The 24,484-nt window shown below is 69.3% G+C and carries 22 protein-coding genes; 15 read left to right on the forward strand and 7 right to left on the reverse strand.

Translation table 11 applies throughout. From position 1 onward, the window contains the following. From D7W82_RS21215 to D7W82_RS21230, 4 genes are all read left to right on the forward strand, one after another. Positions 1–1,095: hypothetical protein (locus D7W82_RS21215; RefSeq protein ID WP_233587845.1), on the forward strand; the 1,095-nt coding region annotated here is incomplete at its 5' end. Continuing rightward, the gene (locus D7W82_RS21220; protein WP_147439445.1) at positions 1,085–1,519 is read left to right on the forward strand and encodes a hypothetical protein; all 435 of its coding nucleotides are present in this window, start codon (positions 1,085–1,087) and stop codon (positions 1,517–1,519) included. The genes D7W82_RS21215 and D7W82_RS21220, both read left to right, overlap by 11 nt. Before the next feature lie 26 nt (positions 1,520–1,545). Then, positions 1,546–3,876 carry an Ig-like domain-containing protein gene (locus tag D7W82_RS41025; protein WP_199727801.1) on the forward strand — a complete coding sequence of 777 codons (2,331 nt, stop codon included), beginning with the start codon at positions 1,546–1,548 and terminating at the stop codon, positions 3,874–3,876. 76 nt (positions 3,877–3,952) lie between these two features. Then, positions 3,953–5,842, forward strand: coding sequence for a S28 family serine protease (locus D7W82_RS21230; protein WP_120620097.1), 1,890 nt, complete (start codon positions 3,953–3,955; stop codon positions 5,840–5,842). A 567-nt stretch (positions 5,843–6,409) separates the two neighbouring features. On the opposite strand, the gene D7W82_RS21235 is transcribed toward D7W82_RS21230, so the two are convergent. From D7W82_RS21235 to D7W82_RS21245, 3 genes are all read right to left on the reverse strand, one after another. Beyond that, positions 6,410–6,673 (reverse strand): hypothetical protein, encoded by a 264-nt coding sequence (locus D7W82_RS21235; protein ID WP_233587846.1) that lies wholly within the window; start codon positions 6,671–6,673, stop codon positions 6,410–6,412. 53 nt (positions 6,674–6,726) lie between these two features. Continuing rightward, complete coding sequence (locus tag D7W82_RS21240) at positions 6,727–8,448, reverse strand: lamin tail domain-containing protein (protein ID WP_120620098.1); 1,722 nt, start codon at positions 8,446–8,448, stop codon at positions 6,727–6,729. 178 nt (positions 8,449–8,626) lie between these two features. Continuing rightward, complete coding sequence (locus D7W82_RS21245; protein ID WP_120620099.1) at positions 8,627–9,100, reverse strand: YqaA family protein; 474 nt, start codon at positions 9,098–9,100, stop codon at positions 8,627–8,629. A gap of 193 nt (positions 9,101–9,293) precedes the next feature. On the opposite strand from D7W82_RS21245, the gene D7W82_RS21250 reads away from it, so the two are divergent. Then, a complete protein-coding gene (locus D7W82_RS21250; RefSeq protein WP_120620100.1) occupies positions 9,294–9,596 on the forward strand; it encodes a hypothetical protein in 303 nt (100 codons plus the stop codon). Positions 9,597–9,599: 3 nt separating this feature from the next. Here D7W82_RS21250 and D7W82_RS21255 read toward each other — a convergent pair whose 3' ends face one another. After that, the gene (locus D7W82_RS21255; RefSeq protein ID WP_120620101.1) at positions 9,600–10,973 is read right to left on the reverse strand and encodes an amidohydrolase family protein; all 1,374 of its coding nucleotides are present in this window, start codon (positions 10,971–10,973) and stop codon (positions 9,600–9,602) included. Between the two features lie 190 nt (positions 10,974–11,163). On the opposite strand from D7W82_RS21255, the gene D7W82_RS21260 reads away from it, so the two are divergent. From D7W82_RS21260 to D7W82_RS21295, 8 genes are read left to right on the forward strand one after another with little or no spacing between them, the layout of a single operon-like run. Beyond that, on the forward strand, positions 11,164–12,480 hold the full coding sequence (locus tag D7W82_RS21260) for a putative sensor domain DACNV-containing protein (RefSeq protein WP_120620102.1): 1,317 nt from the start codon (positions 11,164–11,166) through the stop codon (positions 12,478–12,480). A gap of 7 nt (positions 12,481–12,487) precedes the next feature. Further along, positions 12,488–13,819, forward strand: a complete 1,332-nt coding sequence (locus tag D7W82_RS21265; protein WP_120620103.1) for an AHH domain-containing protein — start codon at positions 12,488–12,490, stop codon at positions 13,817–13,819. A gap of 11 nt (positions 13,820–13,830) precedes the next feature. Then, complete coding sequence (locus D7W82_RS21270; protein ID WP_120620104.1) at positions 13,831–14,403, forward strand: imm11 family protein; 573 nt, start codon at positions 13,831–13,833, stop codon at positions 14,401–14,403. 51 nt (positions 14,404–14,454) lie between these two features. Then, complete coding sequence (locus tag D7W82_RS21275) at positions 14,455–15,786, forward strand: AHH domain-containing protein (RefSeq protein WP_120620105.1); 1,332 nt, start codon at positions 14,455–14,457, stop codon at positions 15,784–15,786. Positions 15,787–15,797: 11 nt separating this feature from the next. After that, positions 15,798–16,373 (forward strand): imm11 family protein, encoded by a 576-nt coding sequence (locus tag D7W82_RS21280; RefSeq protein ID WP_120620106.1) that lies wholly within the window; start codon positions 15,798–15,800, stop codon positions 16,371–16,373. 51 nt (positions 16,374–16,424) lie between these two features. Further along, on the forward strand, positions 16,425–17,762 hold the full coding sequence (locus D7W82_RS21285; RefSeq protein WP_120620107.1) for an AHH domain-containing protein: 1,338 nt from the start codon (positions 16,425–16,427) through the stop codon (positions 17,760–17,762). A 9-nt stretch (positions 17,763–17,771) separates the two neighbouring features. Then, positions 17,772–18,341: an imm11 family protein gene (locus D7W82_RS21290; RefSeq protein WP_120620108.1), complete on the forward strand. Its 570-nt coding sequence runs from the start codon at positions 17,772–17,774 to the stop codon at positions 18,339–18,341. A gap of 58 nt (positions 18,342–18,399) precedes the next feature. Next, positions 18,400–18,819, forward strand: coding sequence for a TfoX/Sxy family protein (locus tag D7W82_RS21295; RefSeq protein WP_120620109.1), 420 nt, complete (start codon positions 18,400–18,402; stop codon positions 18,817–18,819). On the opposite strand, the gene D7W82_RS21300 is transcribed toward D7W82_RS21295, so the two are convergent. Beyond that, positions 18,806–20,449 (reverse strand): AMP-binding protein, encoded by a 1,644-nt coding sequence (locus D7W82_RS21300; RefSeq protein ID WP_120620110.1) that lies wholly within the window; start codon positions 20,447–20,449, stop codon positions 18,806–18,808. The genes D7W82_RS21295 and D7W82_RS21300 overlap by 14 nt on opposite strands. A gap of 218 nt (positions 20,450–20,667) precedes the next feature. Between D7W82_RS21300 and epsC the strand changes: the two genes are divergently transcribed. Together epsC and cysK are read left to right on the forward strand one after the other, a co-directional pair. Next, positions 20,668–21,513: a serine O-acetyltransferase EpsC gene (epsC, locus tag D7W82_RS21305; RefSeq protein ID WP_120620111.1), complete on the forward strand. Its 846-nt coding sequence runs from the start codon at positions 20,668–20,670 to the stop codon at positions 21,511–21,513. A gap of 42 nt (positions 21,514–21,555) precedes the next feature. Further along, positions 21,556–22,476, forward strand: a complete 921-nt coding sequence (gene cysK, locus D7W82_RS21310; protein WP_120567348.1) for a cysteine synthase A — start codon at positions 21,556–21,558, stop codon at positions 22,474–22,476. 33 nt (positions 22,477–22,509) lie between these two features. On the opposite strand, the gene D7W82_RS21315 is transcribed toward cysK, so the two are convergent. Further along, on the reverse strand, positions 22,510–23,649 hold the full coding sequence (locus tag D7W82_RS21315; protein WP_120620112.1) for an aminotransferase class V-fold PLP-dependent enzyme: 1,140 nt from the start codon (positions 23,647–23,649) through the stop codon (positions 22,510–22,512). Positions 23,650–23,706: 57 nt separating this feature from the next. Next, complete coding sequence (locus D7W82_RS21320; protein ID WP_120620113.1) at positions 23,707–24,357, reverse strand: hypothetical protein; 651 nt, start codon at positions 24,355–24,357, stop codon at positions 23,707–23,709. Positions 24,358–24,484 lie beyond the last annotated feature (127 nt).

The raw sequence follows: 24,484 nt of genomic DNA on the forward strand, positions 1-24,484 counted from the left end.
ACCGTGCGGGCTCGCGGGCCCGTCGCCGCGCCTCCCGCCCCCGCGAGCCCGCACGGTCCAGCGGGCCCTCACGGCGGCGTGTCACTGGGGACCTTTCCGGTCCTCGGCTCGCTGAGCCTGAACGGCCGCTTCGACCTCAACTACGAGCGCGTCAACTACAACGACCACCCCTTCAAGTCGGAGGGCGAGAGCGCGCTGCGCAGCTACCACCACTTCCTCTTCCTGACGCGGCAGTCCGCCGAGGACCCGGTGACCCTCACCCTGGAGGTCCTGTCGCTCCAGTTCTGGGAGGTGGGCTACCGGGTGAGCGGGGCCACCTGGCCGGTGAAGGTGTTCGCCAAGGGGGGCAAGATCCTGGTGCCCTTCGGCGCGGATCCGCTCTTCCATCACAGCTACGGAGGGCTCGCGGGCTTCGACCAGCGGGTGCTTCCGGTGGTGTTCGCCCGGGAGGGGCTGACGGTGAACGTGGAGCGCCGTCTGGGGCCCATCGCCCTCTCTGGCGACGCCTACGTCATCGCCGGCTACCGGCTGAAGCGCGCCGACGCGGTGCTCAACCTCCAGTCGGACCTGGCCCCGCTGGAGGACACCCGCCTGGGCGTCGGGGCCAGGCTTGGCGGCGCCTGGGGCCCCATCAACGTGTGGTACTCGCCGTACTTCAATTCGCTGGGGTTCGGGCGCCGCCTGTTCCTCCAGGCGCTGGACGTGGCGGTGTGGCGTCCGCGCGGGCTTCCGGTGCTGGAGCACTTCTCGCTGGGCGCCGGGCTGCTGCGCGCGGACGTCTCCGGGGGAGAGGCGGAGGGCTACGGCGGGCCGGGCGAGGACTACTACCACTTCGCCAGCTACCTCCAGCTGCGCTACCACCCCACCGACTGGCTCTACGTCCAGTACCGGCAGGGGCTGCGCACCTTCGGAAACCGGCGAGGCCTCATCCTGGACTCGAACGCGCTCACCCGGGAGGACGCCTCCAGCCACAACGTGGGCGTGGTCGCGCGGTGGCGGGGCTTGAGCGCCGGCCTCTTCCATTTCTGGAACCTGGAGAAGACAGACGAGACGCCGGACGACTTCACCCGGCTGGTGGTGGCGTATGAGTTCTGACTCCCGAATCCAGACACGGGCCGCGGTCCTCACCGCCATGTTCGCGCTGGCCCTGGGCTGCGCGGACTTCGAGCGGGGTCCCGTCGCCGCCGACGCCGGGGAGCCCCCCATCGACGGCGGAGGCGAAGGGGACGGAGGCGGCGCCGTGTCCTTCGCGAACGACGTCCATCCGCTCCTCACCACCGGCTGCCAGAGCTGCCACCGCGGCGGCGGCGCCGCGGGCAGCACCTCCTTTCTGCTGACGGGCGATGCCGACGCGGACTACGCGGCGGCCCTCTCCCTCACGGACACCTCCAATCCCTCCGCCAGCCGGCTGCTGCGCAAGACCTCCGGCGCGGGCCACGGCGGCGGGGCCGTCTATGGGGCGGACACCCCGGAGTACCAGACCCTCCTGGCGTGGATCTCCGGAGGCGCTCAACCATGACGCACTTTCTTCCCGAGGCGGCCCCCATGAGACGACCCCTCCTGCTCCTGGCCGGACCGCTGCTCCTGGCCTGCGCGTTGAGCGCCTGCGCCCAACTGGAGACGCCCCACCCGGAGCTCATCACCGACGGCCCGCATGCGGTGCTCGTGGGCCAGACCGTTCAGCTCACGGCCACCACGCGCGAGGCCACCGACGACAGCTACCGCTGGGAGAGCGAGGACCCGGCCATCGCGACCGTGGACGGCTCCGGGCAGGTGACGGGCGTGGGCGCGGGAGAGACCGCCATCAAGGTCACCGGCGCGAGCTCCAGGCTCGAAGCGCGCCATGTGGTGGTGGTGATGGGCGGCCTCGCGGGCGACGCCGGTGTCGACCCCAGCCAGGTGCCCTACTACCTCGCCTGGTCAGGCTCTCCGCACGCGGACACCACCGCCGAGGCCTTCTCCCACTGGAACGAGGACGGCCTCGTCCCCGCCACCTGCGCGCGGTGCCACAGCTCGGAGGGCTACATCGACTTCCTGGGCGGTGACGGAACCGCCCCTGGCAAGGTGGACGCCCCCGCGCCGGCAGGGTCGGTGGTCCGCTGCGAGACGTGTCACGACAGCGCCGCCGCGAGCCTGACCTCGGTCACCTTCCCCTCGGGCAAGCAGGTCACCGGCCTGGGCCCGGAGGCGCGGTGCGTGGTGTGTCACCAGGGGCGCGCCGCGGGCAGGGACCTCGACGCGCAGGTCGCGGACGCGGGCGTGGTGGGCGAGGACACCGCCTCACCCGCCCTGGGCTTCACCAACATCCACTACTACCCCGCGGGCGCGACGCTCTTCGCCGGTCAGGCCGCGGGCGGCTATCAGTACGCGGACCAGGTCTACGACTCGCGCTTCCGCCACGTGCCTGCCTTCGACAAGTGCAACGAGTGCCACGACCCGCACAGCACGCGCGTCCGCTGGGAGGCCTGCGCCACCTGCCACCCCGGCGTGACCGACGTCACGAAGGCCTGGGACATCCGGCAGATCGCTTCGCGCAATCAGGACTACGACGGGGACAACAACCGCACCGAGGGCATCTACTACGAGCTCCAGGGACTGCGGGACCGGCTGCTCGCCGCCATCCAGCGGTACGGCGCGGAGCGGGCCCAGCCCCTCTGCTACGGAAACACCCACCCGTACTGGTTCCGGGACACCAATGGGGACGGGACCTGCGCCCAGGGCGAAACCACCACGGCCAACACGTTCGCCAGCTGGACCCCTCGTCTGCAGAAGGCGGCTTACAACTACCAGCTGTCCCGGGTGGACCCGGGCGCGTTCGCGCACAACGCGAAGTACATCATCCAGCTGTTGCATGACTCCATCCAGTCGTTGAACACGGCGCTGAGCGTGCCCTTCGACACGTCGCTGCTGGTGCGCAACGATCCGGGCCACTTCAACGGCGCCAGCAAGGCGGCGCGCAACTGGGACTCGAGCGAGACCGTCCAGGCTAGCTGCTCGCGCTGCCACAGCGGCGCGCAGGGCTACCGCTTCTTCGTCCAGTACGGGGTCGGGCAGCTGGTGCCGGAGACCGCCAACGGCCTGGAGTGCTCCACCTGCCACGAGAACTTCGAACCGGACTACGACGTCTTCGTCCCCACCCAGACGTGGCTGCCGGACGGAAAGACGGTGAACCTGCCGGGCCAGGACAACCTCTGCGCCAACTGCCACATCGGCCGCGCGTCCAAGGCCACCATCGACACGGCGCTGGGCGCGGGGGGCACGCCGCGCTTCCAGAACGTGCACTACCTGCCGGCCGCGGGGACGCGCGAAGGAACGCTGGCGCGGATCGGCTACGAGTACCCCAACAAGACCTACGCGGGCCGGCTCACGCACATGGGCGGAGTGCAGTGCACGAGCTGCCATGTCCCGGGCAAGAGCAACCACACCTTCCGCATCCAGGACGTGTGGAGCGAACGCTGTGAGACGTGCCACGCGGACCAGAGCGCGGCGGAGCAGATCCGGCTCGTCCACGTGTCGGACTACGACGGCGACGGGAACACGGCGGAGTCCCTGGAGGCGGAGGTGGAGGGCATGGCCGCGCGCGTGCTGACCGCCATGCGCGGGGTGACGAGCAACGGCCTCTGCTACAACGGCGACGTCAATCCGTACTTCTTCAAGGACACGGACAAGAACGGCACCTGCGGCGCCACCGAGTCCGTCTCCGCCAACGCGTTCGCGCCGTTCACCCCGGCGCTCGTGAAGGCCGCCCACAACTACCAGCTGAGCAAGAAGGACCCGGGCGCCTGGGCGCACAACTTCAACTACGTCGGGCAGCTCCTCTACGACAGCGTGGAGGACCTCACGGGGGCGGCCCCCTTGAACATGCTCCGGCCTTGAGGCTGGAATCCGCGCGTGAGCACCGTTGCTCGCCGGGGCAAGCCCGGCGGGCGCGGTCGCCAAGGAACGCGGACCCATGAAGCCCTACCTGTTCTCCCAGCCCTCCAAGCCGGCGCGCCTGGCCCACTGGGCGTCGCTCGTCCCCCTGCTCATGCTGCTGGCGGGACCGGTCGCCTGTGGCGATGACGACCCGAACGACCCGCGTCCCGACAGCGGCACCCAGACCGTGGACGCCGGCTCCGACGCAGGCACGGACACCGACGCAGGCACGGACACCGACGCAGGCACGGACACCGACGCAGGCACGGACACCGACGCAGGCACGGACGCCGATGCGGGCACGGACACCGATGCAGGCACGGACACCGATGCGGGCACGGACACCGATGCAGGCACGGACACCGACGCAGGCACGGATACCGACGCAGGCACGGACACCGATGCGGGCACGGACACCGATGCGGGCACGGACACCGACGCAGGCACGGACACCGATGCGGGTTCCTGGACGGACGCGGGCACGGACGCCGATGCGGGCACGGACGGCGGCGTGGTGGCATGCACCCCGAGCGGCTGGGTCGACACGCCTCCTGACCTGAGCGTCATCGGCGATACGTCGCTGGACATCCGGACCCGGCTGGAGGCCATCCCGGGCCTCATCGTGGACCAGGACCGGACCGGCGGCAGTGTCCCCGCGGGCTACCGGCACTTCGTCCTGCGGTACAACCAGCCGTCGGACCACGCCCACCCGGAGTGCCAGCGCTTCGAGCAGCGCTTGACGCTGATGCACGAGGCGGACGCCAGCCCGATGGTGCTTTCCACCAGCGGATACAACGTCTCCACCGGCACCGGCCGCTCGGAGCCCACGCAGCTCCTGTCCGCCAACCAGGTCGCCGTGGAGCACCGCTTCTTTCCGCCCAGCATCCCGTCGCCCGCGGACTGGAGCCACCTCACCATCCGCCAGTCCGCGGATGACTTCCACCGCATCACCCAGGCGCTCAAGCCCATCTACACCGGCAAGTGGGTGTCCACCGGCGGCAGCAAGGGCGGCGAGACGGTGGTGTTCTTCCGCCGCTTCCACCCGGACGACGTGGACGCCACCGTGGCGTACGTGGCGCCCATCGCGAAGCGCAATGACGAGCGCTTCGTGACGTTCCAGGACGCCGTGGGCGGCGACGCCCAGCTCGCGTGCCGCGAGCGGCTGTGGGCCTTCCAGCGTGAAGTGCTCTCGCGCCGGAGCCAGATGCTCTCCCTCGTGGACGCCTACGCGGCGAGGTTCAACCTGACGTATTCCCAGCTGGGCCGGGAGCTGGCGCTGGAGCACGCCGCCATCGAGACCTACTTCGCCTTCTGGCAGTACGACTCCGCGGCGAACTGCACCCGGAACATCCCCGTCGCCACCGCCACCGCTACGGACCAGGAGTTGTTCGACGCGATGGACTCCGTGGTGGGCATCGACTCGTTCTCGGACCAGGGCATCACCCCGTACGCCGCCTACTACTACCAGGCCGCGGCGGAGCTGGGCTGGCCCCAGCCCTATGAGGAGCACCTGGGCGCGCTCATTCACTTCCCGGACACTGACACCGGCGAGGTGTACTCGCCCCCCGGCATCCCGTTCGTGTTCCGTCCCAGCGCGATGCCGGACATCCAGGACTGGGTGTCCTCGGAGGGACAGCGCCTGATGTTCATCTACGGCAGCTACGACCCGTGGACGGCGGCGGCCTACGTGCTGGGCAACTCGCAGGACTCCTACCTGTACACGGTGGAGGGCGGGAACCACGGCGCGCGCATCAGCCAGCTCCCGGCCCCTCAGCAGGCGGAGGCGAAAGCCACCCTCAACCGGTGGATGGGCATCTCGCCGCTGAAGCGCGCCCCGAAGTTCGTGCAGTCGGAGGAGCCGCCCGCCTTCGGGCCCCACGTGCCGCCCCGCCTGCGCGAAGCCTCGAGCCAGGCAGATCCCAAGTAGCGCCATCCGCACGGAATCAAGGCCCGGGCGAATGCGTCCGAGTTCCATCCACGGCCCGCGTTCCCCAGGGAACGCGGGGCACTGAAGCCCCGGAAGCGGATGCGTCCAAACCTGTCCGACTGTCGGACAGGTTCGCTGGGCTGGCCTCATGCAGTGAAAACCTGTCCGACAGCCGGACAAGTTCGCGGGGATGGCTCGCTGTGGCGCAAACCTGTCCGACCGCCGGACAAGTTCGCGGGGCTGGCTCGCTGTGGCGCAAACCTGTCCGACAGCCGGACAAGTTCGCGGGGATGGCTCGCTGTGGCGCAAACCTGTCCGACTGTCAGACGGGTCTGGCGAGCGGAGAAACCTGTCCGACTGTCGGACAGGTTTTCGGAAAGCGGGCCCGGAAGGCGGCCACCGCCCGTGAGCCCAACCTGGCATCGCCCCTGCAAGCACCGCCGCGGTCCACCGCGGAGCGCCGCGAGGTGTGTGTCCTCGTGGAGAACCTCGGGTCGGGGGCGATGAACCTCCGGCCACCTCCCCAGCCGGTGCGAACGTGGGCCATCCCGGGCGGCCCGTCGTTCCTCAGCGGCCCAACTTGTACGGCCCGCCCCGCTCCAGGGCCCGCTGGTCCGCGGGCCGCGCGTGGAGCCGGTCGAGGTAGGCCTTGAGCTCCGGCGGGGCGAAGTCCGTCTTCGGGTCGCGCTCGTAGCGGACGACCTCGTAGTCGAGCCCCAGCTCCTCCAGGAGCCAGAGGCTGCGCTGCGAGCGGGACTCGGAGCGGTGATGGACCTTCAGCGTGCTGGGAGGGCTCCTCGCGTCCGGAAGCGGGACGCTCCGGGGGGACACTCTCCCAGGTCGCGCCTCCGGACCCGCGTCGTCCGGAGGAGCGGTGTTCAGCCCTAGAACGCGGTGCCGTTGGCGCGCTTGCCCGGAGAGCTGCTCAGGCTGGACACGCCCGTGTGCAGCACGAAGCTGCCCGAGGACGACGCGTCCGGGCTGCGGTTGGCGGACACGCCGTCCGTGCCCGCGAGCGACGAGGCGAACGTGGCCGTGCTCACCACGGTGCCCGCGCTGTTCTTCACCGTGACGGTGTCACCGCTGTTGCCCAGGACCAGCGAGCCCGTGGACGCGGCCACCGCGCCCGGCGTGCCGGACGGGATGCCGGACGCGCCGCCGAACACCACCACCGCCTTGCCCGCCGCCACCGTGGTGCCGCTGGCGAAGGTGTGCCGCACGGCCGTGCCGTCCGACACCGTCCAGCCGCTCAGGTCCACCGCCGCCGTGCCGCTGTTGACCAACTCCACGAACTCGCCGTTCACGTCCGAGCCCGGCTCGTTGATGAGCACCTCGTTGATGAACACGTTGCCCGTGCCGCCGGTGCCGCCCGTGGTGATGGTGAAGGCCGCGTTGGACAGGTCCGTGACGGTGGCGTTGCTCGCGTCGCTCACCCGCACCCACGCGGTGGTGCTGGCGCTGGAGGGCACCGTCCACGCCACGCTGCCGGCGGACGCGCCCGTGCTGGACGTGATGGTCGTCCACGTGGAGCCGTTCAGCGAGTACTCCACCTTCACGTTGGAGACGCCGGACGCGGACCAGGTGATGGTGCGCGCCGAGCCGGCCGTCCAGCTCTCGCCGCCGTTGGGCGACAGCACCGTCACGGTGGAGGCCGTCGTGCCGTCCCCCGGGATGAGGAAGTCCTTGATGACGCCCATGTGCTGCATGCCGGACGCGCCGCTGTCGCCCGACAGCGCCGGGGAGATGTCGGACAGGGGCGAGTACACGCGCGTGTCCACCACCAGGCCGTTGGCGAAGGTGCTGGAGCCCATCACGACGGACGTCTGGTAGGCGCGCAGGTCGTTGTCCACCAGCACGTGGTCGTACGGCGAGTTGCGGCCCGCGTTGGTGTTGGTGTTGCCATTCTTGTCCGCCGGGTACGGCGACGCCGTGGACACCACGCTGGAGAAGGTGCTGAAGGTCGCCTCGCTGCGGCTGCCGGTGTTGAAGTCACCGCCAATCACCAGGTAGTCGCTGGCGGGCACGTTGGCGTTGATGAACTTCACCAGGTTGGACGCCTCCGTGTTGCGGACGCTGGAGCTGGTGGTCAGCAGGTGCACGCTGATGGCCCACAGGTCCTTGGGGCCCGGGATGTCGATGCGCGCCCACGCGAAGTCGCGGTTGGACACCTGCGTGTCGTCCCACTCGCCGGCGGCGATGATGGGGTAGCGGCTGATGATGCCGTTCGGAATCTGCGCGCCGGCCTCGCGGTAGTACGAGAAGCCCGTGCCGAACGCAGTGTCCACGAGGGCGCGGATGTCCGCCGCGGAGTCCGTCCTGTAGTTGAACTCCTGGATCATCACCACGTCCGCGTCCGTGCCCTGGAAGATGCGGATGCCGTGGCCCGGGTCGTAGTCCTGGCCATTGCCGCTGCTCAGGTTCGCCGCCATCAGGCGCAGCCGCACGTTCGCCAGCGAGTCCTCGCGCGCGACGAACTCCGGCGCCGTCTCCTCCGCGTCCGCCTCCACGGAGCCACCGCACGCGCTGAGCGCCGCGCACACCAGCGTGAAGGACCACGTACGCCAGGAGGCGGCAGGCCGCCGGAAGAGGTCTTGTTTCAGGCTCACGATGTTTCATCCTGCTCCCGGCAAACCCGGGAGCCGTAGAGGTTCATGGACGTCACGGCAGGGCCGCGGACGCAGTATTCCGCGTACACGACGCCTCCGCCGTTTATCCGTCACATTCCTTGAAACGTTGCGCGAGCGGCGCATCCCCCCCGGCAGGGACGCGCAATGTTACACATTGTTACATGGCGGCCGAGGTGGACAGCGCGACGAAGGCGTAGCGCAGACCTTTCCCCAGGGTGACGAAGACGACGAAGGGCAAGGGGCGCACACCCACGAAGCCGCCCGCGAGCACGAACGCGTCCCCCAGGATGGGCAGCCACGACATGAGCAGCGCGGGCGCCCCCCAGGTGCGCAGGTTCGCCTCCACGCGCGCCATGCGCGGGCCTTCCTTCTCCCGGCGGCGCGCCACCCAGCGGCCCACGGCCCCACCCCCGCCGTGCGACACCCACTTGCCCAGGATGTAGAGCGTCACCGCGCCCAGCACGTTGCCCACGGTGGCCACCCCGGTGGCCATCAGCGGCGGCGTGCCGTTGTAGATGAGGGCGGCGAGCATCGCCTCGGAGGGCACCGGCACCACGGAGCCCGCCAGCATGGCGACGAAGAACATCCCGGGAAGGCCCCAGGTGGACAGGGTGGACGGCTCGGCGGGCATGGGAGGCCTGGGGCCATACACCCGGCACGGGGCGTTCGTCTTGTGCGGCGTCAACGCTCCCTTGCCCGCCATCCTGGCCCCAGGGGCCGGAGGCTGTCCGGCGACGCGGCCCTCCCAGGGGCGGGGGTTGTAGGCGCGGGTGGGGGTCACCATCGTCCCCGCCATGCGACGCTCGACGCGCGAACGGTCAGGCATGCGGTCCATCGACACGGAGGACGAGCGCATCGCCTCCCTGCTGGTGGCGGAGCCCCCGGCGCTGCACTTCGAGGGCTCCCGGAACCTGGTGGTGCGGCTGCGCGACGGGCGCACCTTCGTCCTCACCGTGCTCACCCTGGAGGCGCTGGAGGCACGGCTGGGAGGCGCACCCTCCTACGTGACGACCGGCATCGTCCTGGTGCGTCGGATGTCGGACGGCGCCCTGCTCCACGCGGTGCGCTCCGCGCTGGACCAGGGCCTGGAGCACTTCGGCACGCTCCAGCCGCCCATCGAGGAGTGAGGCTCAGGGCGCGGGAGGCGCGGTGAGCTTCCCCGCCACCTTGCGGCCCTGGCGCCACACGCCGGTGATGCGGTCCGCGGCGATGATGCTGGCGGTGGGGTCGCCCTCCACGAGGAAGAAGTCGGCGCGCAGGCCGGGCTTGATGCGGCCCCGGTCCTTGAGCTTGAGCAGGTCCGCCGCGTTCCCGGTGGCGACGGCCAGGGCCTGTCCGGGCGTGAGGCCCGCGCCGACCATCAGCTTCAGCTCGCGGTGCTCCGCGTAGCCGGGGATGCGCAGCGGGGTGGCGCCGGAGTCCGTGCCGAACCCCACCTTCACGCCCGCGTCGTACAGCGCCTTGAGGTTGGCCTGGTTGGTGGACAGCGCGTGGCGTGCCTCCTGGGCCTTGGGGTCCTCCAGGGTCTTCTTGCGCCACGCGGAGTCATTGAACTGCGCGCGCAGTTCGGGGGACAGCGCGGGCTGGAGGACGGGGTCGTCCACGAGCAGGGGCTGGTCCGCGTAGACGACGGTGGCCTCGTCCAGCTCCAGGGTGGGCACGTACCAGACGCCGCGCTTCTTCATGGCCTGGATGAAGGCCGCGTCCACGGGCTGGTCGCGCACGCCGTGGGCGAGGATGTCCACGCCCGCGTCCACCACGGCCTTCGCGTCCTCCAGGTCATGGATGTGGGCGGCGACGCGCAGGCCCTGCTTGTGGGACTCGTCGATGACGGCCTTGTAGATGTCCGGCTTCATCTTCGGGAGCTTGCCCAGGAAGCTGTCCACCCAGACCTTCACCAGGTCCACGCGGTTCTTGGCCAGCGTGCGCACGGCGGCGCGGGCCTCCTGCGCGGTGGTGGGGCGGAAGACCTGGTCGGGCGCGTTGTTCGTCATGGCCTGGGGAGGCCCGCCCTCCGGTACGCCAATGCCCTGCCCCGCGCCGAAGAGGTCCGCGCCGGTGAAGGTGTCCGCGTGGGCCTCCTTGCGCAGCTCGTTGAACAGCGGCCGGTTCATCCCGAGCGCCGTCACGGTGGTGACGCCGTAGGCGGCGAACTGGCGCAGCTGCTTCTCCACGTTCTCCCGCGTGTAGTTCTGGGAGCCCGTGGTGGTGCCGGACGTCTGGCCCACGTGGCTGTGGTCGGAGATGAGGCCGGGCAGGAGCGTCTGGCCCTTGAAGTCGATGACCTCCGCGCCCTTGGGCACCTTGACGTGGATGGCGAGCCCCACGGAGACGATTCGCCCGTCGCGCACCACCACCGCGGCCTCTTCCAGCGGCTGGCCCCCGGAGCCATCCAGCACCGTGCCGCCCTGGAAGACGACGGTGCGGGAGGCGGCTGGCGCCGCGCTGGCGGACAGCGGCAGCGCGAGGGCGAGCAGGGCGGCGGTCAGGTAACGCGAGCGCATCAGGGCGGTCTCCTCGGGGGGAAGAGGGAAACCCTAGGAGCGCGTCCGGGTGTCGACAACCCTTCGTGGCCCGAGACTGTCGTGACGCCGGTGCTACAGGCCGGGCGCACGGTGGGAACCCAACGCCGCATCGCGGCGCGCGAGCGACTTCCACCGGGAAACACGGCGCCGTGATTATGCTGCCCGCCCGATGGATGAACCCGGCCTGCAATACCCCGGAGAAGCCCTGCGCGGGTGGCTCCGGCAGTTCGCCAAGACGCCGCTCGCCGAGCCGACGCTGAAGCTGCTGGTCGTGCTGGCGGACACGGTGTTCTTCGCGAGCCTGGGCCGGGAGGAGGGCGAGGCCACACGCGTGCGCATCGCCTACCACGCGCAGGGGTTGCAGGGCCTGCAGGCGGTGCGCGAAACGGTCTACATCGGCGGACAGAAGGGCAAACGGCAGGCGTGGGAGACGCTGCCCCTGGAGGCCAAGTCGAGCATCACCGACTTCAGCGTGGAGGCGCTGGTGAAGCTGGCGCCCGCGGCGAACCTGCCGCGCACGGCGGTGGTGGTGGGGCCGCGCGAGGGCAAGCTGCGCATCCAGGGGCTGGCGCGCCGGGTGGAGTACACGGAGTTCCACGCCGAGGGCGAGGAGGACGTCTTCATCCTGCACGCGCCGGAGCCGGGCCACCTGGTGGTGAGCACGCAGGGGCGCGAGGTCTTCCGCTACGAGCAGGGCGCGCCGGTGCCACCGGGCCGGCGTGTGGCGTTGCACGACCTGCTCTTCCACGAGGACAGCGCGGTGCGCGCGGCGCTGATGGAGATGTGCGCCACGCTGGTGGAGTCGCTGCCCAAGGTGCAGCCGCTGATGGGCGGCAACCGAGAGTGGTACGTGTCCAACGCGGTGCAGGGGCTCATCCGGAGGATGGCGGGACTGCATCACGGAGGGCTCATCGCGTTCCTGCCCAAGCAGCACGACGTGGAGCGCTTCCGGGCGCGAGGCAAGTACGTCCTGCCGCCGGAGCAGGGCTCGCTGTTGCGTCAGCGGCTGCAGCGCTTCGTGCAGGCGCGGGCGGACCTCATCAACGGCGCCTGGCAGGCGGAGGCCGGCAAGGCGGCGGAGGAGGAAGAGGATCCGGAGTTGAAGAAGGCCGCCGCCGAGCACGACGACAAGGTGACGGAGAGCGACTTCCAGGCGCTGGTGGAGAGCATCGGGCAGTTCACGGCGGTGGACAACGCGCTGGTGCTGGGGCCGGAGTTGGAGGTGCTCTGCGCGGGGTATCAGATCGCGCTCCCGCGCAGCGGCCCGCCGCAGGTCTTCGAGGCGCGCACCCTCCAGGGGCGTCCGGGGCCGCACTACCCCATCCACCAGCACGGCTCGCGCCACCGCGCCGCGGCCGTCTTCGCCAACCAGCACTCCGGAGCCATCGTGTTCGTGGCGTCCCAGGACGGCCCGCTCCGCTGCCTGCACCGGCCGCCGGGCAAGAAGAAGGTGCTGCTCTGGAGCCTCCTGCTGACGGAGGACTGAGGCCGGAATGAAGCGGCTGGGTTGGGTGCTGCTGCTGGGACTGCTCCTGTCAGGCTGCGCGACGACGCGGGTCGTGCGCCTGGAGGTCGATGGCGGGGAGCGGGTTGTCGTCACGCCTCGGGAGGAGGAAGGCGCGTCTCTTTCCGAGGCCCGGCTGGAGGAGGACGAGTTCAAGGCGGCCGTGAGGACGCTTGCCCGGGACGTGCGGCCCTTCGCCCATCCTCTGCGGCAAGCACGCGAGCTGTTCGGCCTGCCGGAGCGCAGCGGCCTCTTCGGCTTCCGGGAGCGCAGTCAGCAAATCGTCCCACTGGGCGAGGAAGAGGCACGGGAGCTGCGGCTTCTCGACGCGTCCGACGACCTGACGCGCGGCTACCAGCAGTGGTGCGGCAAGAAGCGCAAGCAGGCCGGAGACTGCCTGCGCCTGCTGGAGGAAGGCCCCTTGCTGGGCAGCGACGGCCGCTATGCCCTGGCCATGGCCATCGCGATGGACTCCGTCTGGAACGAGACGGCCGAAGCCCTGGAGGGCATGGCCAGCCCCCAGGCCGTCATCGCCTCGATGACCTCCGCCGTAACCATGTATCTGCTGTTGTGGGCCATGCCCGAGCCTGTTTCCAAGGGACTCGCCGCTCTCATCACGGCCTCCGCGATTGCCTACCTGGGCGTGGACACCGTGTGGACCCTCCTCGACGGCTGGCTGACGCTGGTGCGCCACGTGGACCAGGCCACCACGTTCCTCCAGGTGCGCGACGCGGGCGAAGCCTACGGAGCGGCGCTGGGTAGGAACGCCGCGCGCGTCTTCGTGATGCTGGCCACGGCGGCGATTGGCAACACCGCGGGGCTCGCGATGAAGGTGCCCACCCTGCCCGGCTCCGCGCAGGCGGCGGTCGCGGTGGAGACACAGGCGGGCCTCCAGTTCGTGTCCCTCGCGGGCGTGCGCTCCGTGGCGATGACGGCCGATGGCTTCACCCTCGCGCTCGCGCCCAACGCGGTGGCGATGTCATCGCGGCCCGGCGAGTCCCAGCGTCACCACCTGGCCACCATCCGCAATGAGAAGTCTTCGAGGAATGGCGGGCCGTGGACACCACTCTTCCGGCGCATTTTCAAGAAGGCCGGAATGGAGCTGAAGGACCCGGAGAACATCGTCGAAGTCCCGGGCCACCGAGGACCTCATCCCAGGGCGTACCACGAGCGGATCTACAACCGATTGGATGAAGCCACTCAAGGCTGTCGGAGTGTGGAAGCATGCCGGGAAGCCCTGACCCAAGAACTGCGAGCCCTGGCGAATGAAGCTGTCACCCAGGGCTCCATTCTCAACCGCTTGCTGAACCAGGGGCGTTAACGGAACAGGCCATGGTGAAGCGCTACTTCGACTTGTCAGAGGATGTGGAGGCTCCGGGCCGTTGGTATCTGGGAGACCCCGTTGATGAGAACGGAGTGGAACTCGAAGATCCCTGGATGTTCCGGGCAGGCAAGCCCGTTCAAGTGAAGACCCCTCTTCGGCTCCCGATTGACGAGCCAGGAAGGCCCCTGGACTTCTCAGCGGCCGGCGTCGGACGGGCGCCCATCCTCCACGTCAAGCTGGCCAAACTCTTCGCGGAGCTGGCCCCCCACGACGTACAACTCCTGCCGGTGGACATCCCGGGGCAACCCGAACAATTCAGCATGCTCGTGGCTACCCGGATGATCCGCTGCATTGATGAGCGTGCATCGGAGGAAGCCCGGCGCTGGGAGCCCGGAGACGGCCGGCCGGAGAAGGTCGGAAAGTACCGTTCCGTGCACGGCATGCGCATCGACAAGTCGCAAGTAGGCGACGCCAAGGTCTTCCGAACCTGGGGCTGGTCCATCGCCCTCATCGTCGCCGAAGAACTGAAGACAGCGCTGGAGCGCACCGGCGCCACCGGCATGCGGTTCACGGAAGTGTAGTGAGCCAGGTGCTGCACAGGAGCCTCATCTTGACGGAGGACTGAAGCAGAAATGAATCGACCGGGTTGGGCACTGCTGCTGGGGCTGCTCCTGTCGGGCTGCGCGACGACGCGGGTCGTGCGCCTGGAGGTCGATGGCGGGGAGCGGGTTGTCGTCACGCCTCGGGAGGAAGAAGGCGCGTCTCTTTCCGGGGCCCGGCTGGAGGAGGACGAGTTCAAGGCGGCGGTGAGGACGCTCGCCCGGGACGTGCGGCCCTTCGCCCATCCGTTGCGGCAAGCACGCGAGCTGTTCGGCCTGCCGGAGCGCAGCGGCCTCTTCGGCTTCCGGGAGCGGACCCGGCAAGTCATCCCCCTGGGCGAGGAAGAGGCACGGGAGCTGCGGCTTCTCGACGCGTCCGACGACCTGACGCGCGGCTACCAGCAGTGGTGCGGCAAGAAGCGCAAGCAGGCCGGAGACTGCCTGCGCCTGCTGGAGGAAGGCCCCTTGCTGGGCAGCGACGGCCGCTATGCCCTGGCCATGGCCATCGCGATGGACTCCGTCTGGAACGAGACGGCCGAAGCCCTGGAGGGCATGGCCAGCCCCCAGGCCGTCATCGCCTCGATGACCTCCGCCGTAACCATGTATCTCCTGTTGTGGGCCATGCCCGAGCCTGTTTCCAAGGGACTCGCCGCTCTCATCACGGCCTCCGCGATTGCCTACCTGGGCGTGGACACCGTGTGGAACCTCCTCGACGGCTGGCTGACGCTGGTGCGCCACGTGGACCAGGCCACCACGTTCCTCCAGGTGCGCGACGCGGGCGAGGCCTATGGAGCGGCGCTGGGTAGGAACGCCGCGCGCGTCTTCGTGATGCTGGCCACGGCGGCGATTGGCAACACCGCGGGGCTCGCGATGAAGGCGCCCACCCTGCCGGGCTCCGCACAGGCGGCGGTCGCGGTGGAGACGCAGGCCGGCCTCCAGTTCGTGGCCCTCGCGGGCGTGCGCTCCGTGGCCATGACGGCCGAGGGCTTTACCCTCGCGCTCGCGCCCAACGCGGTGGCCATGTCATCGCGGCCCGGCAAGCCCCAGCGTCACCACCTGGCCACCATCCGCAATGAGAAGTCCTCGAAGACTGGCGGGCCGTGGACACCACTCTTCCGGCGCATTTTCAAGAAGGCAGGGATGGAGCTGAAGGACCCGGAGAACATCGTTGAGGTCCGAGGCCACCGAGGACCTCATCCCGCCGAGTACCATCAACTCGTCTATGACAGGTTGAGGCAGGTGACCTCCGAATGCCGCAGCATGGAGGCGTGCCGCGAAGCCCTGACCGACGCACTCAGAATCCTCGGCGAGCAGGCCAGGACGCATGGCACGGAAATCAATCGACTGCTGACCCAAGGTCACTGACAGCCACGACCATGACCACCCACTACTTCAGATTGTCAGAGGACGTCGACGCGCCAGGGCGCTGGTATCTGGGTGATCCCGTCGATGAAAAGTCCGTGGAGGTCGAGGACCCGTGGATGTTCAGCGCGGGGAAGCTCATCCAGCCCCCCGGCTCCCTCCGGTTTCCCATCGACGAGCCTGGAAGACCGTTGGACTACTCCGAAGCCGGCATCGGAAGTACGCCCATCCTCCACGTGAAGCTGGCCAGCGTGTTCGCGGAGCTTGCGCCTGATGACGTCCAGCTCTTCGCCGTGGACATCCCTGGCCATCCCGAACAGTTCAACATGCTCGTGGCCACCCGGTTGATCCGCTGCATCGACGACAAGGCCTCCCGGGAAGTGGAGTACTGGGACCCCATCAAGCACAAGCAGCCCGAGAAGGCAGGCCAGTATTACTCCGTCGCGGGAATGCGCATCGACGCGTCGAAGGTGGGCAGCGCCAAGGTCTTCCGCACCTGGGGTTGGAAGATCGCACTCATCGTCTCCGAAGAGCTGAAGACCGCGCTGGAGCGCACCGGAGCCACCGGCATGCGGTTCACGGAAGTGTAGTGAGCCAGGTGCTGCACAGGAGCCTCATCTTGACGGAGGACTGAAGCAGAAATGAATCGACCGGGTTGGGCACTGCTGCTGGGGCTGCTCCTGTCGGGCTGCGCGACGACGCGGGTCGTGCGCCTGGAGGTCGATGGCGGCGAGCGAGTCACGGTCACGCCTCGGGAGGAGGAAGGCGCGTCTCCCTCCGAGGCTCGACTAGAGGAGGACGAGTTCAAGGCGGCGGTGAAGACGCTCGCCCGGGACGTGCGGCCCTTCGCCCATCCCCTGCGGCAAGCACGCGAGTTGTTCGGCCTGCCGGAGCGCAGCGGCCTCTTCGGCTTCCGGGAGCGCACCCGGCAAGTCATCCCCCTGGGCGAGGAAGAGGCACGGGAGCTGCGGCTTCTCGACGCGTCCGACGACCTGACGCGCGGCTACCAGCAATGGTGCGGCAAGAAGCGCAAGCAGGCCGGAGACTGCCTGCGCCTGCTGGAGGAAGGCCCCTTGCTGGGCAGCGACGGCCGCTATGCCCTGGCCATGGCCATCGCGATGGACTCCGTCTGGAACGAGACGGCCGAAGCCCTGGAGGGCATGGCCAGCCCCCAGGCCGTCATCGCCTCGATGACCTCCGCCGTAACCATGTATCTGCTGTTGTGGGCCATGCCCGAGCCTGTTTCCAAGGGACTCGCCGCTCTCATCACGGCCTCCGCGATTGCCTACCTGGGCGTGGACACCGTGTGGACCCTCCTCGACGGCTGGCTGACGCTGGTGCGCCACGTGGACCAGGCCACCACGTTCCTCCAGGTGCGCGACGCGGGCGAAGCCTACGGAGCGGCGATGGGCAGGAACGCCGCGCGCGTCTTCGTGATGCTGGCCACGGCGGCGATTGGCAACACCGCGGGGCTCGCGACGAAGGCGCCCACCCTGCCCGGCTCCGCACAGGCGGCGGTCGCGGTGGAGACGCAGGCGGGCCTCCAGTTCGTGGCCCTCGCGGGCGTGCGCTCCGTGGCGATGACGGCCGATGGCTTCACAATCGCGCTGGCGCCCAATGCGGTGGCCATGTCATCGCGGCCCGGGAAGCCCCAGCGTCACCACCTGGCCACCATCCGCAATGAGAAGTCCGCGAAGACCGGCGGGCCGTGGACCCCGCTCTTCCGGCGCATCTTCAAGCGGGCCGGAATGGAACTGAAGGACCCGGAGAACATCGTCGAAGTCCCGGGCCACCGGGGACCTCATCCCAGGGCGTATCATGACCTGGTCCTGGAAAAGCTGAGCACATCCCTGGGAGACTGCCGGACCGTGGTGCAATGCCGCGAAGCCTTGACGAACGCACTCCGAGCGCTTGCCGAGGAAGCATCCACCCCAGGCACTCGCATCAATCAGCTCCTGACCTCGCGTCAGGGGCGCTAAAGACGTCCTATGGCTGCCCGCTACTTTGCGCTCTCGGAAGATGTCCAGGAAGGTGTCTGGGTACTGGAAGTCCCCTGGAATGAGCTGCGCCAGGAAGAGGAAGACCCCTGGATGTTCACGAAAGGGCAGCGTGTCCACGTGGAAGGACACCTCACCGTTCCCATCGGAGACCCTGGCCGTCCCAACGACTTCTGCCGGATTCCCTTTGGCCTGACGCCTGTCGTTCACGTCAAGCTGGCGAATGTGCTTCTGGAGCACGCTGCTGACGACGTGCAGCTCATCCCCGTCACCATCCCGAAGCACCCCGATCAGTACGCACTCCTCATCGCAACGAAGCTCATCCGCTGCATCGACGAGCAGGCATCGGAAGGAGTCCGGTTCTGGGAGCCCCAGCATGGCCAGCCCTGGAAGGTCGGTGAATACCGCTCCGTGGACATCCTGCGCATCGACAAGTCGAAGGTGGGTGACGCGAAGATCTTCCGTCCCTGGGGCTGGAAGGTCGCGCTCATCGTCTCGGAGGACTTGAAGACGGCGCTGGAGCGCACTGGCGCCACCGGAATGTTCTTCACGGAGGTTTGATGAAGACGCCCGCCGTGCGTTCAGGCCGCTAGAGTCCAGCGTCCAGAGGACTTCGCCCATGCCCCGGATGGACAGCTTCGTGGAGTACACGGTCGAACTGCTGGAGCCGCTCGGCCCGGTGCAGGCCCGCTCGATGTTCGGCGGCTGGGGCCTGTACTTTGGCGGCCGGATGTTCGGCCTCATCATCCAGGGCCAGCTCTACCTGAAGACGGACGACGTCACCCGCCCCGACTTCGAGGCCGAGGGCTGCCGGCCCTTCATCTACCAGAGCCGCGGCAAGGAACAGCCCATGAGCTACTGGACGCCGCCCGCGGACGCCGAGGACGACGGCCGCCGGCTGCTGCCCTGGGCCCGCCGCGCCGTGGAGGCCTCCAACCGCGCCGCGATGAAGAAGGCCGCGAAGAAGGCACCCGCCGCGAAGAAGGCACCGGCGGCCAAGAAGGCCGCCGCGAAGAAGAAGCCCGTCAGGCGGTCTTGATGTTGGCCACGTCGCCGAGCCCCAGCTCGGTGATGGCGACCTCGCGCATGCGGAACTTCTGCACCTTGCCGGTGACGGTCATCGGGAAGCTGTCCACGAACTTCCAATGGCGGGGAATCTTGAACGTGGAGATGCGGCCGGTGCAGAAGGCCGTCAGCGTCTCCGGCGTGAGCGAAGCGCCAGACTTCAAGCGCACCCACGCCATCACCTCCTCGCCGTACCTCACGCTGGGCACGCCGATGACCTGCGCTTCGGAGATCTCCGGGTGCGTGTGGAGGAACTCCTCCACCTCTCGCGGGTACACGTTCTCGCCGCCCCGGATGATCATGTCCTTGATGCGGCCGACAATCTTGACGTAGCCCTCCCCGTCCATCGTCGCCAGGTCACCGGTGTGCATCCACCCCGCCCGGTCGATGGCCGCCGCCGTGGCCTCCGCGTTGTCCCAGTACCCGAGCATCACGCTGTAGCCGCGCGTGCACAGCTCCCCCGGCTGCCCCAGCGGCACCACCGCGCCCGACTCCGGGTCCACCACCTTCACCTCCAGGTGCGGGTGCACGCGGCCCACCGTGGCCACGCGCTTCTCCAGCGTGTCATCCAGCGGGTTCTGCGTGGACACGGGCGACGTCTCCGTCATGCCGTAGCAGATGGTGACCTCCCCCATGTGCATCCGCGACTGCACCTGCTTCATCACCTCCACCGGACACGGCGAGCCCGCCATGATGCCGGTGCGCAAGCTGCGCAGGTCGAACTCGCCGAAGCGCGGGTGGTCCAACTCCGCGATGAACATCGTGGGCACGCCGTAGAGGGACGTGCAGCGCTCGGCCTGCACCGTCTGGAGCACCGCCAGCGGGTCGAACGCCTCGCCCGGAATCACCATGGCCGAGCCGTGTGACGTACAGGCCAGGTTGCCCATCACCATGCCGAAGCAGTGGTAGAACGGCACCGGGATGCACACGCGGTCCTCCGGCCCGTAGCGCAGCACCTCGCCCACGAAGAAGCCGTTGTTGAGCACGTTGTGGTGGGACAGCGTCGCGCCCTTCGGGAAGCCCGTGGTGCCGGACGTGTACTGGATGTTGATGGGGTCATCGAACTGGAGCGACAACTCCCGCGCCTCCAGCACGTCGTCGCCAATGTTCGCGCCGCCCTTCACCAGCCGGTCCCAGTCCGAGTCCAGCACCAGCGCCTCGCGCAGGCCCGCGCACCGGGGCCGCACCTCCGCCAGCATCTGGGTGTAGTCCGTCTGCCGGAAGCCCTTCGCAAAGAGCAGCACGCTCACGCCCGCCTGGTTGAGCGCGTACTCCAGCTCCGACGTGCGGTAGGCGGGGTTCAGGTTGACCAGGATGGCGCCCGTGCGCGCGAGCGCGTACTGCGACACGGTCCACTCGAAGCGGTTGGGCGACCAGAGCCCCACCCGGTCCCCCTTCTGGAGGCCCAGCGCCAGCAGGCCCTTGGCCACCGCCGTCGTCGCGTCCCAGAACTGCCGCCAGGTGACCCGGTAGTTCTGCGAGGCCACCACCAGCGCCTCGCGGTCGCCGTACTTCTCGACGGTGCGGCGCAGGTTCTGACCGATGGTCTCCCCCAGCAGCGGGGTGGCGCTGGTGCCATGGGCATAGGACAGGGCGGTCGTCATGACCTCATCGTCCCCAGGGGGCCCCGGGTCGGCAAGCGTCAGCAGGGAGCAGGGCGGCTGGACGGCCGCGACGTTTTCCCGCCAACGGCATCCACCTCCAGACCCCGGCCGTTACGCCCCGGGACGCCGGAAAAAGACCCATCCCGCCGCCATCAGCCTTTCCAGCGCCGGAAACCAAGAAAACGCCGTCACGGCACGCTATCCTGACGCAACGCCCCATGGACGATCCGAACGCCCGACTGGTTGCCACCCTGCTGGAGGCGCGGCAGCGCCACTGCTTCCCCCCGGACGTGCGCAAGGCGGCGCCGGAGTTCGTCGCGCAGGTGCTGGGGTTGCTCTTCCCCCACTTCGCGGAGCGGCTGGAGTGCAACGCCGCCGCCGTGCGCCGGGACGTCACCGCCGTGGAGGCGAGCCTCCAGCGCATCCAGTCGCTGCTCGCGCCGCACTACCCCGTCTCCGACGCGGGCATGGCGTCGCGCTTCATGGCGAAGCTGCCGGACCTCTACGAGTGGCTCCAGCAGGACGCGCGCGCCATCTTCGAAGCGGACCCCGCCGCGCGCAGCGTGGACGAGGTCGTCCTCACCTACCCGGGCTTCTACGCCATCGCCATCTACCGCGTGGCGAACGCGCTGCACCGGCTGAACTTCCCCCTGCTGCCGCGCCTGCTCACCGAGTACGCCCACCAGCGCACCGGCGTGGACATCCACCCGGGCGCCACCATCGGCCGCAGGTTCGTCATCGACCACGGCACGGGCCTCGTCATTGGCGAGACGACGGTGATTGGCGACAACGTGAAGCTCTACCAGGGCGTCACGCTGGGCGCGCTGATGGTGGAGAAGGCGCTCGCGGACAAGAAGCGCCACCCCACCATCGAGGACGACGTCGTGGTGTACGCGAACGCCACCATCCTCGGAGGAGGCACGGTGGTGGGCAGGGGCAGCATCATCGCCGGCAACGCGTGGCTCACGCAGAGCGTGCCCGCCAAGTCCGTCGTCACCCGCCGCAGCGAGGTGCGCACGCGCCACGGCGAAGAGGGCCTGGACGTCCTCGACTACCAGATTTGAGTCTTCCCCACGCAGCGCCCCTTCCCCCTCACAGGAGACGCCATGAAGGTCGACAACATCCTGCAGACCATTGGCAACACGCCGCACGTGCGCATCAACCGGCTGTACCCGTCGCGCGTGACGGTGCACCTGAAGCTGGAGCGCGCCAACCCGGGCGGCAGCATCAAGGACCGCATCGGCCTGGCGATGATTGAGGACGCGGAGAAGAAGGGCCTCCTCAAGGAAGGCAGCGTCATCATCGAGCCCACGAGCGGCAACACGGGCATCGGCCTGGCCATGGTCGCCGCGGTGAAGGGCTACAAGCTCATCCTGGTGATGCCGGAGTCCATGAGCATCGAGCGCCGCCGCGTGCTGGCCGCCTACGGCGCCCAGTTCGACCTGACGGAGCGCGCCAAGGGCATGAAGGGCGCCATCGCCCGCGCCCAGGAGCTCGTCTCGCAGACGCCCAACGCGTGGATGCCGCAGCAGTTCGAGAACGAGTCCAACATCGAGGTCCACAAGCGCACCACCGCGCAGGAGATCTTGAACGACTTCCCCGAAGGGCTGGACTACCTCATCACGGGCGTGGGCACCGGCGGCCACATCACCGCGTGCGGTGAGGTGCTCAAGGCGAAGTGGCCCAAGCTGAAGGTGCTCGCGGTGGAGCCGGTGAAGTCTCCCGTCATCAGCGGCGGCCAGCCGGGCCCGCACCCCATCCAGGGCCTCGGCGCGGGCTTCATCCCGAAGAACCTGCACACGGACATCCTCGACGGCACCATCCAGGTGGATGAGAAGGACGCCTACGAGTTCACCCGCCGCGCCGCGCGCGAGGAGGGCATCTTCGTGGGCGTGTCCTCCGGCGCCGCGCTGTCCGCGGTGAACCAGAAGCTGGCGGAGATGCCGGACGGCAGCCGCGTGCTCGCCTTCTGCTACGACACCGGCGAGCGCTACCTCTCCGTGGAGAACCTCTTCCCCGCGCAGTAGCCGTCGTCGTGCATCCCGGTCCGGGTGGGCGCCTCACCCGGGCCGGTACGCGCGCACCAGCGCCACCAGCCGGTCCATCTCCTCGGGCGTGTTGTAGAAGTGCGGCGACAGGCGGATGCGCCCGCGCCGGACGGAGTGGGACACCGTCTTCTCCGCCAGGTACGCGCTGAGCGCCCGGACGTCCGCGCCCGGCGGCAGGAAGGTGAGGATGCCCGCGCGGTCCTTCGGCGCCGGGCCCACGTCGCAGCCCAGGCCGCGCAGGCCCGAGTCCAGCCGGGCCAGCAGTTCGCCAATGCGCGCGCCGATGGCGTCCGTCCCCACCTCCAGCAGCAATTCCAATGCGGCGCCCAGCGCGTAGATGCCGGGGTACGCGGCGCTGCCCTCCTCGAACTTCGCCGCGTCCGGGCGCAATTCGAAGTGCGAGCGGTTGAAGTTCCACGCGTCGGTGGTGCTGCGCCAGCCCACCAGCGCGGGCCGCACGCGCGGCAGCACGTCCTTCGCCACGTACAGGAAGCCGATGCCGGAGATGCCCAGCATCCACTTGTGGCTGTCCGCGCTGAGGAAGTGCACGCGGCTCTTCTTCACGTCCACGGGAATGCAGCCCACGCTCTGGATGCCGTCCACGCACAAGAGCACGCCCGAGCGCTCACACAATGCGCCCAGCGCATCCAGGTCTGTGCGGTGGCCGGTGGCGAACTGCACCGACGACACCGCCACCAGCCGCGTGCGCGGGGTGAGCACGGACGCCACCGCCTCCGGCGTCACGCCGCCATCCGGCGTGGGAATCTCCCGGACCTCCACGCCCCGGTGCTTCAAGTGCAGCCACGGGTAGACGTTGGAGGGGTACTCGAGGCTCGTGGCCACGGCGACCTCGTCTCCGGGTTGCCAGTCCAGGCCTTCCGCCACCAGCCCCAGGCCGTGGCTGGTGTTGCGCACGAAGGCGATCTCCTCCGGAGCAGCACCGATGATGCGCGCGGCGAGCCCGCGCACCTTCTCGCTCTGGGCCTCCCAGCCGCGCTCATGGAGGACGCCGTGATTCACCACGTCGTCCATCCAGGCCTTCACCGCGGCGGCGGCGCGCGTGCTGGTGGGCGCGACCCCGGCGTGGTTGAGGTAGAGCTGCTCCTTCAGGACGGGGAACTCGGCGCGGTAGGACTCGAATGGGGCACTCATGGGGGCGAGTGTAGCCACCCCTCCACCGCCCACGGCACGCTCCGTAAGCCCCGTCGACTACAGGACGACCAGCAGGCCCAGCGACGCCGTGGGGTACACCGTGCGCAGGCCCAGGTTGCTGTTGCCCACCTGGAGCTCGCGCACGTCCGTGAAGGTGAAGCCCGGGCCCGCCCGAGCCGACAGGCCCACGCGCCCGGAGCCCGGCCGCCACATCACGCCCAGCGTCGGCTCCAGGAAGGCCGTCGTCGTGTAGTCCTTGCGGTCCGGCATCGCCGCGCCGTCCGGGCGCGCGACGAACTCCTCCAGGCCCAGCGTCATCCCCACGAACGGGCGCACCGTGCCGTCCGCCAGGAAGGCCAGCGTGTAGCGGCTGTCCACGCCCACGCCGAAGTTGAGCTTCACGTCGGCGCCGCCCACGTTGCTGAAGCGCGCCTTCGCGCCCAGCGACCGATTCCACCCGCCCGCGCGACCCAAGAGGCCGAACGCCAGCCGCGAGTCCCTCGACGGAGCGACCTCCGCCCGGAGGCCGTACAGCGAGCCGTCCAGCGCGGGCGGCTGCAGCTCCAGCAGGAACGCGCCACGCCGCTGCTGCTCCTGCCCCGTGGACGAGGACGCCATGTCCTGGGCCACCGCCGGCACCGACACCAACGCCGCCCCCACCGCCACCGCCTTCACCCACTGCCTCGACCGCATGGACTCGACTCGCATGGCCCGTCTCCTTCGGTTTAGCCGGACGACTAACTTAGTCACACGACTAACTAAGACTGACAACGCGGGATGTCAAGGCGGCGAGCGGACGCCGGCCTTGCGGGGGTGGGAGGCGGTGCCCTATGGG

Origin of the sequence: Corallococcus sp. CA049B (assembly GCF_003611685.1) — a bacterium.
GTDB lineage: Bacteria > Myxococcota > Myxococcia > Myxococcales > Myxococcaceae > Corallococcus > Corallococcus coralloides.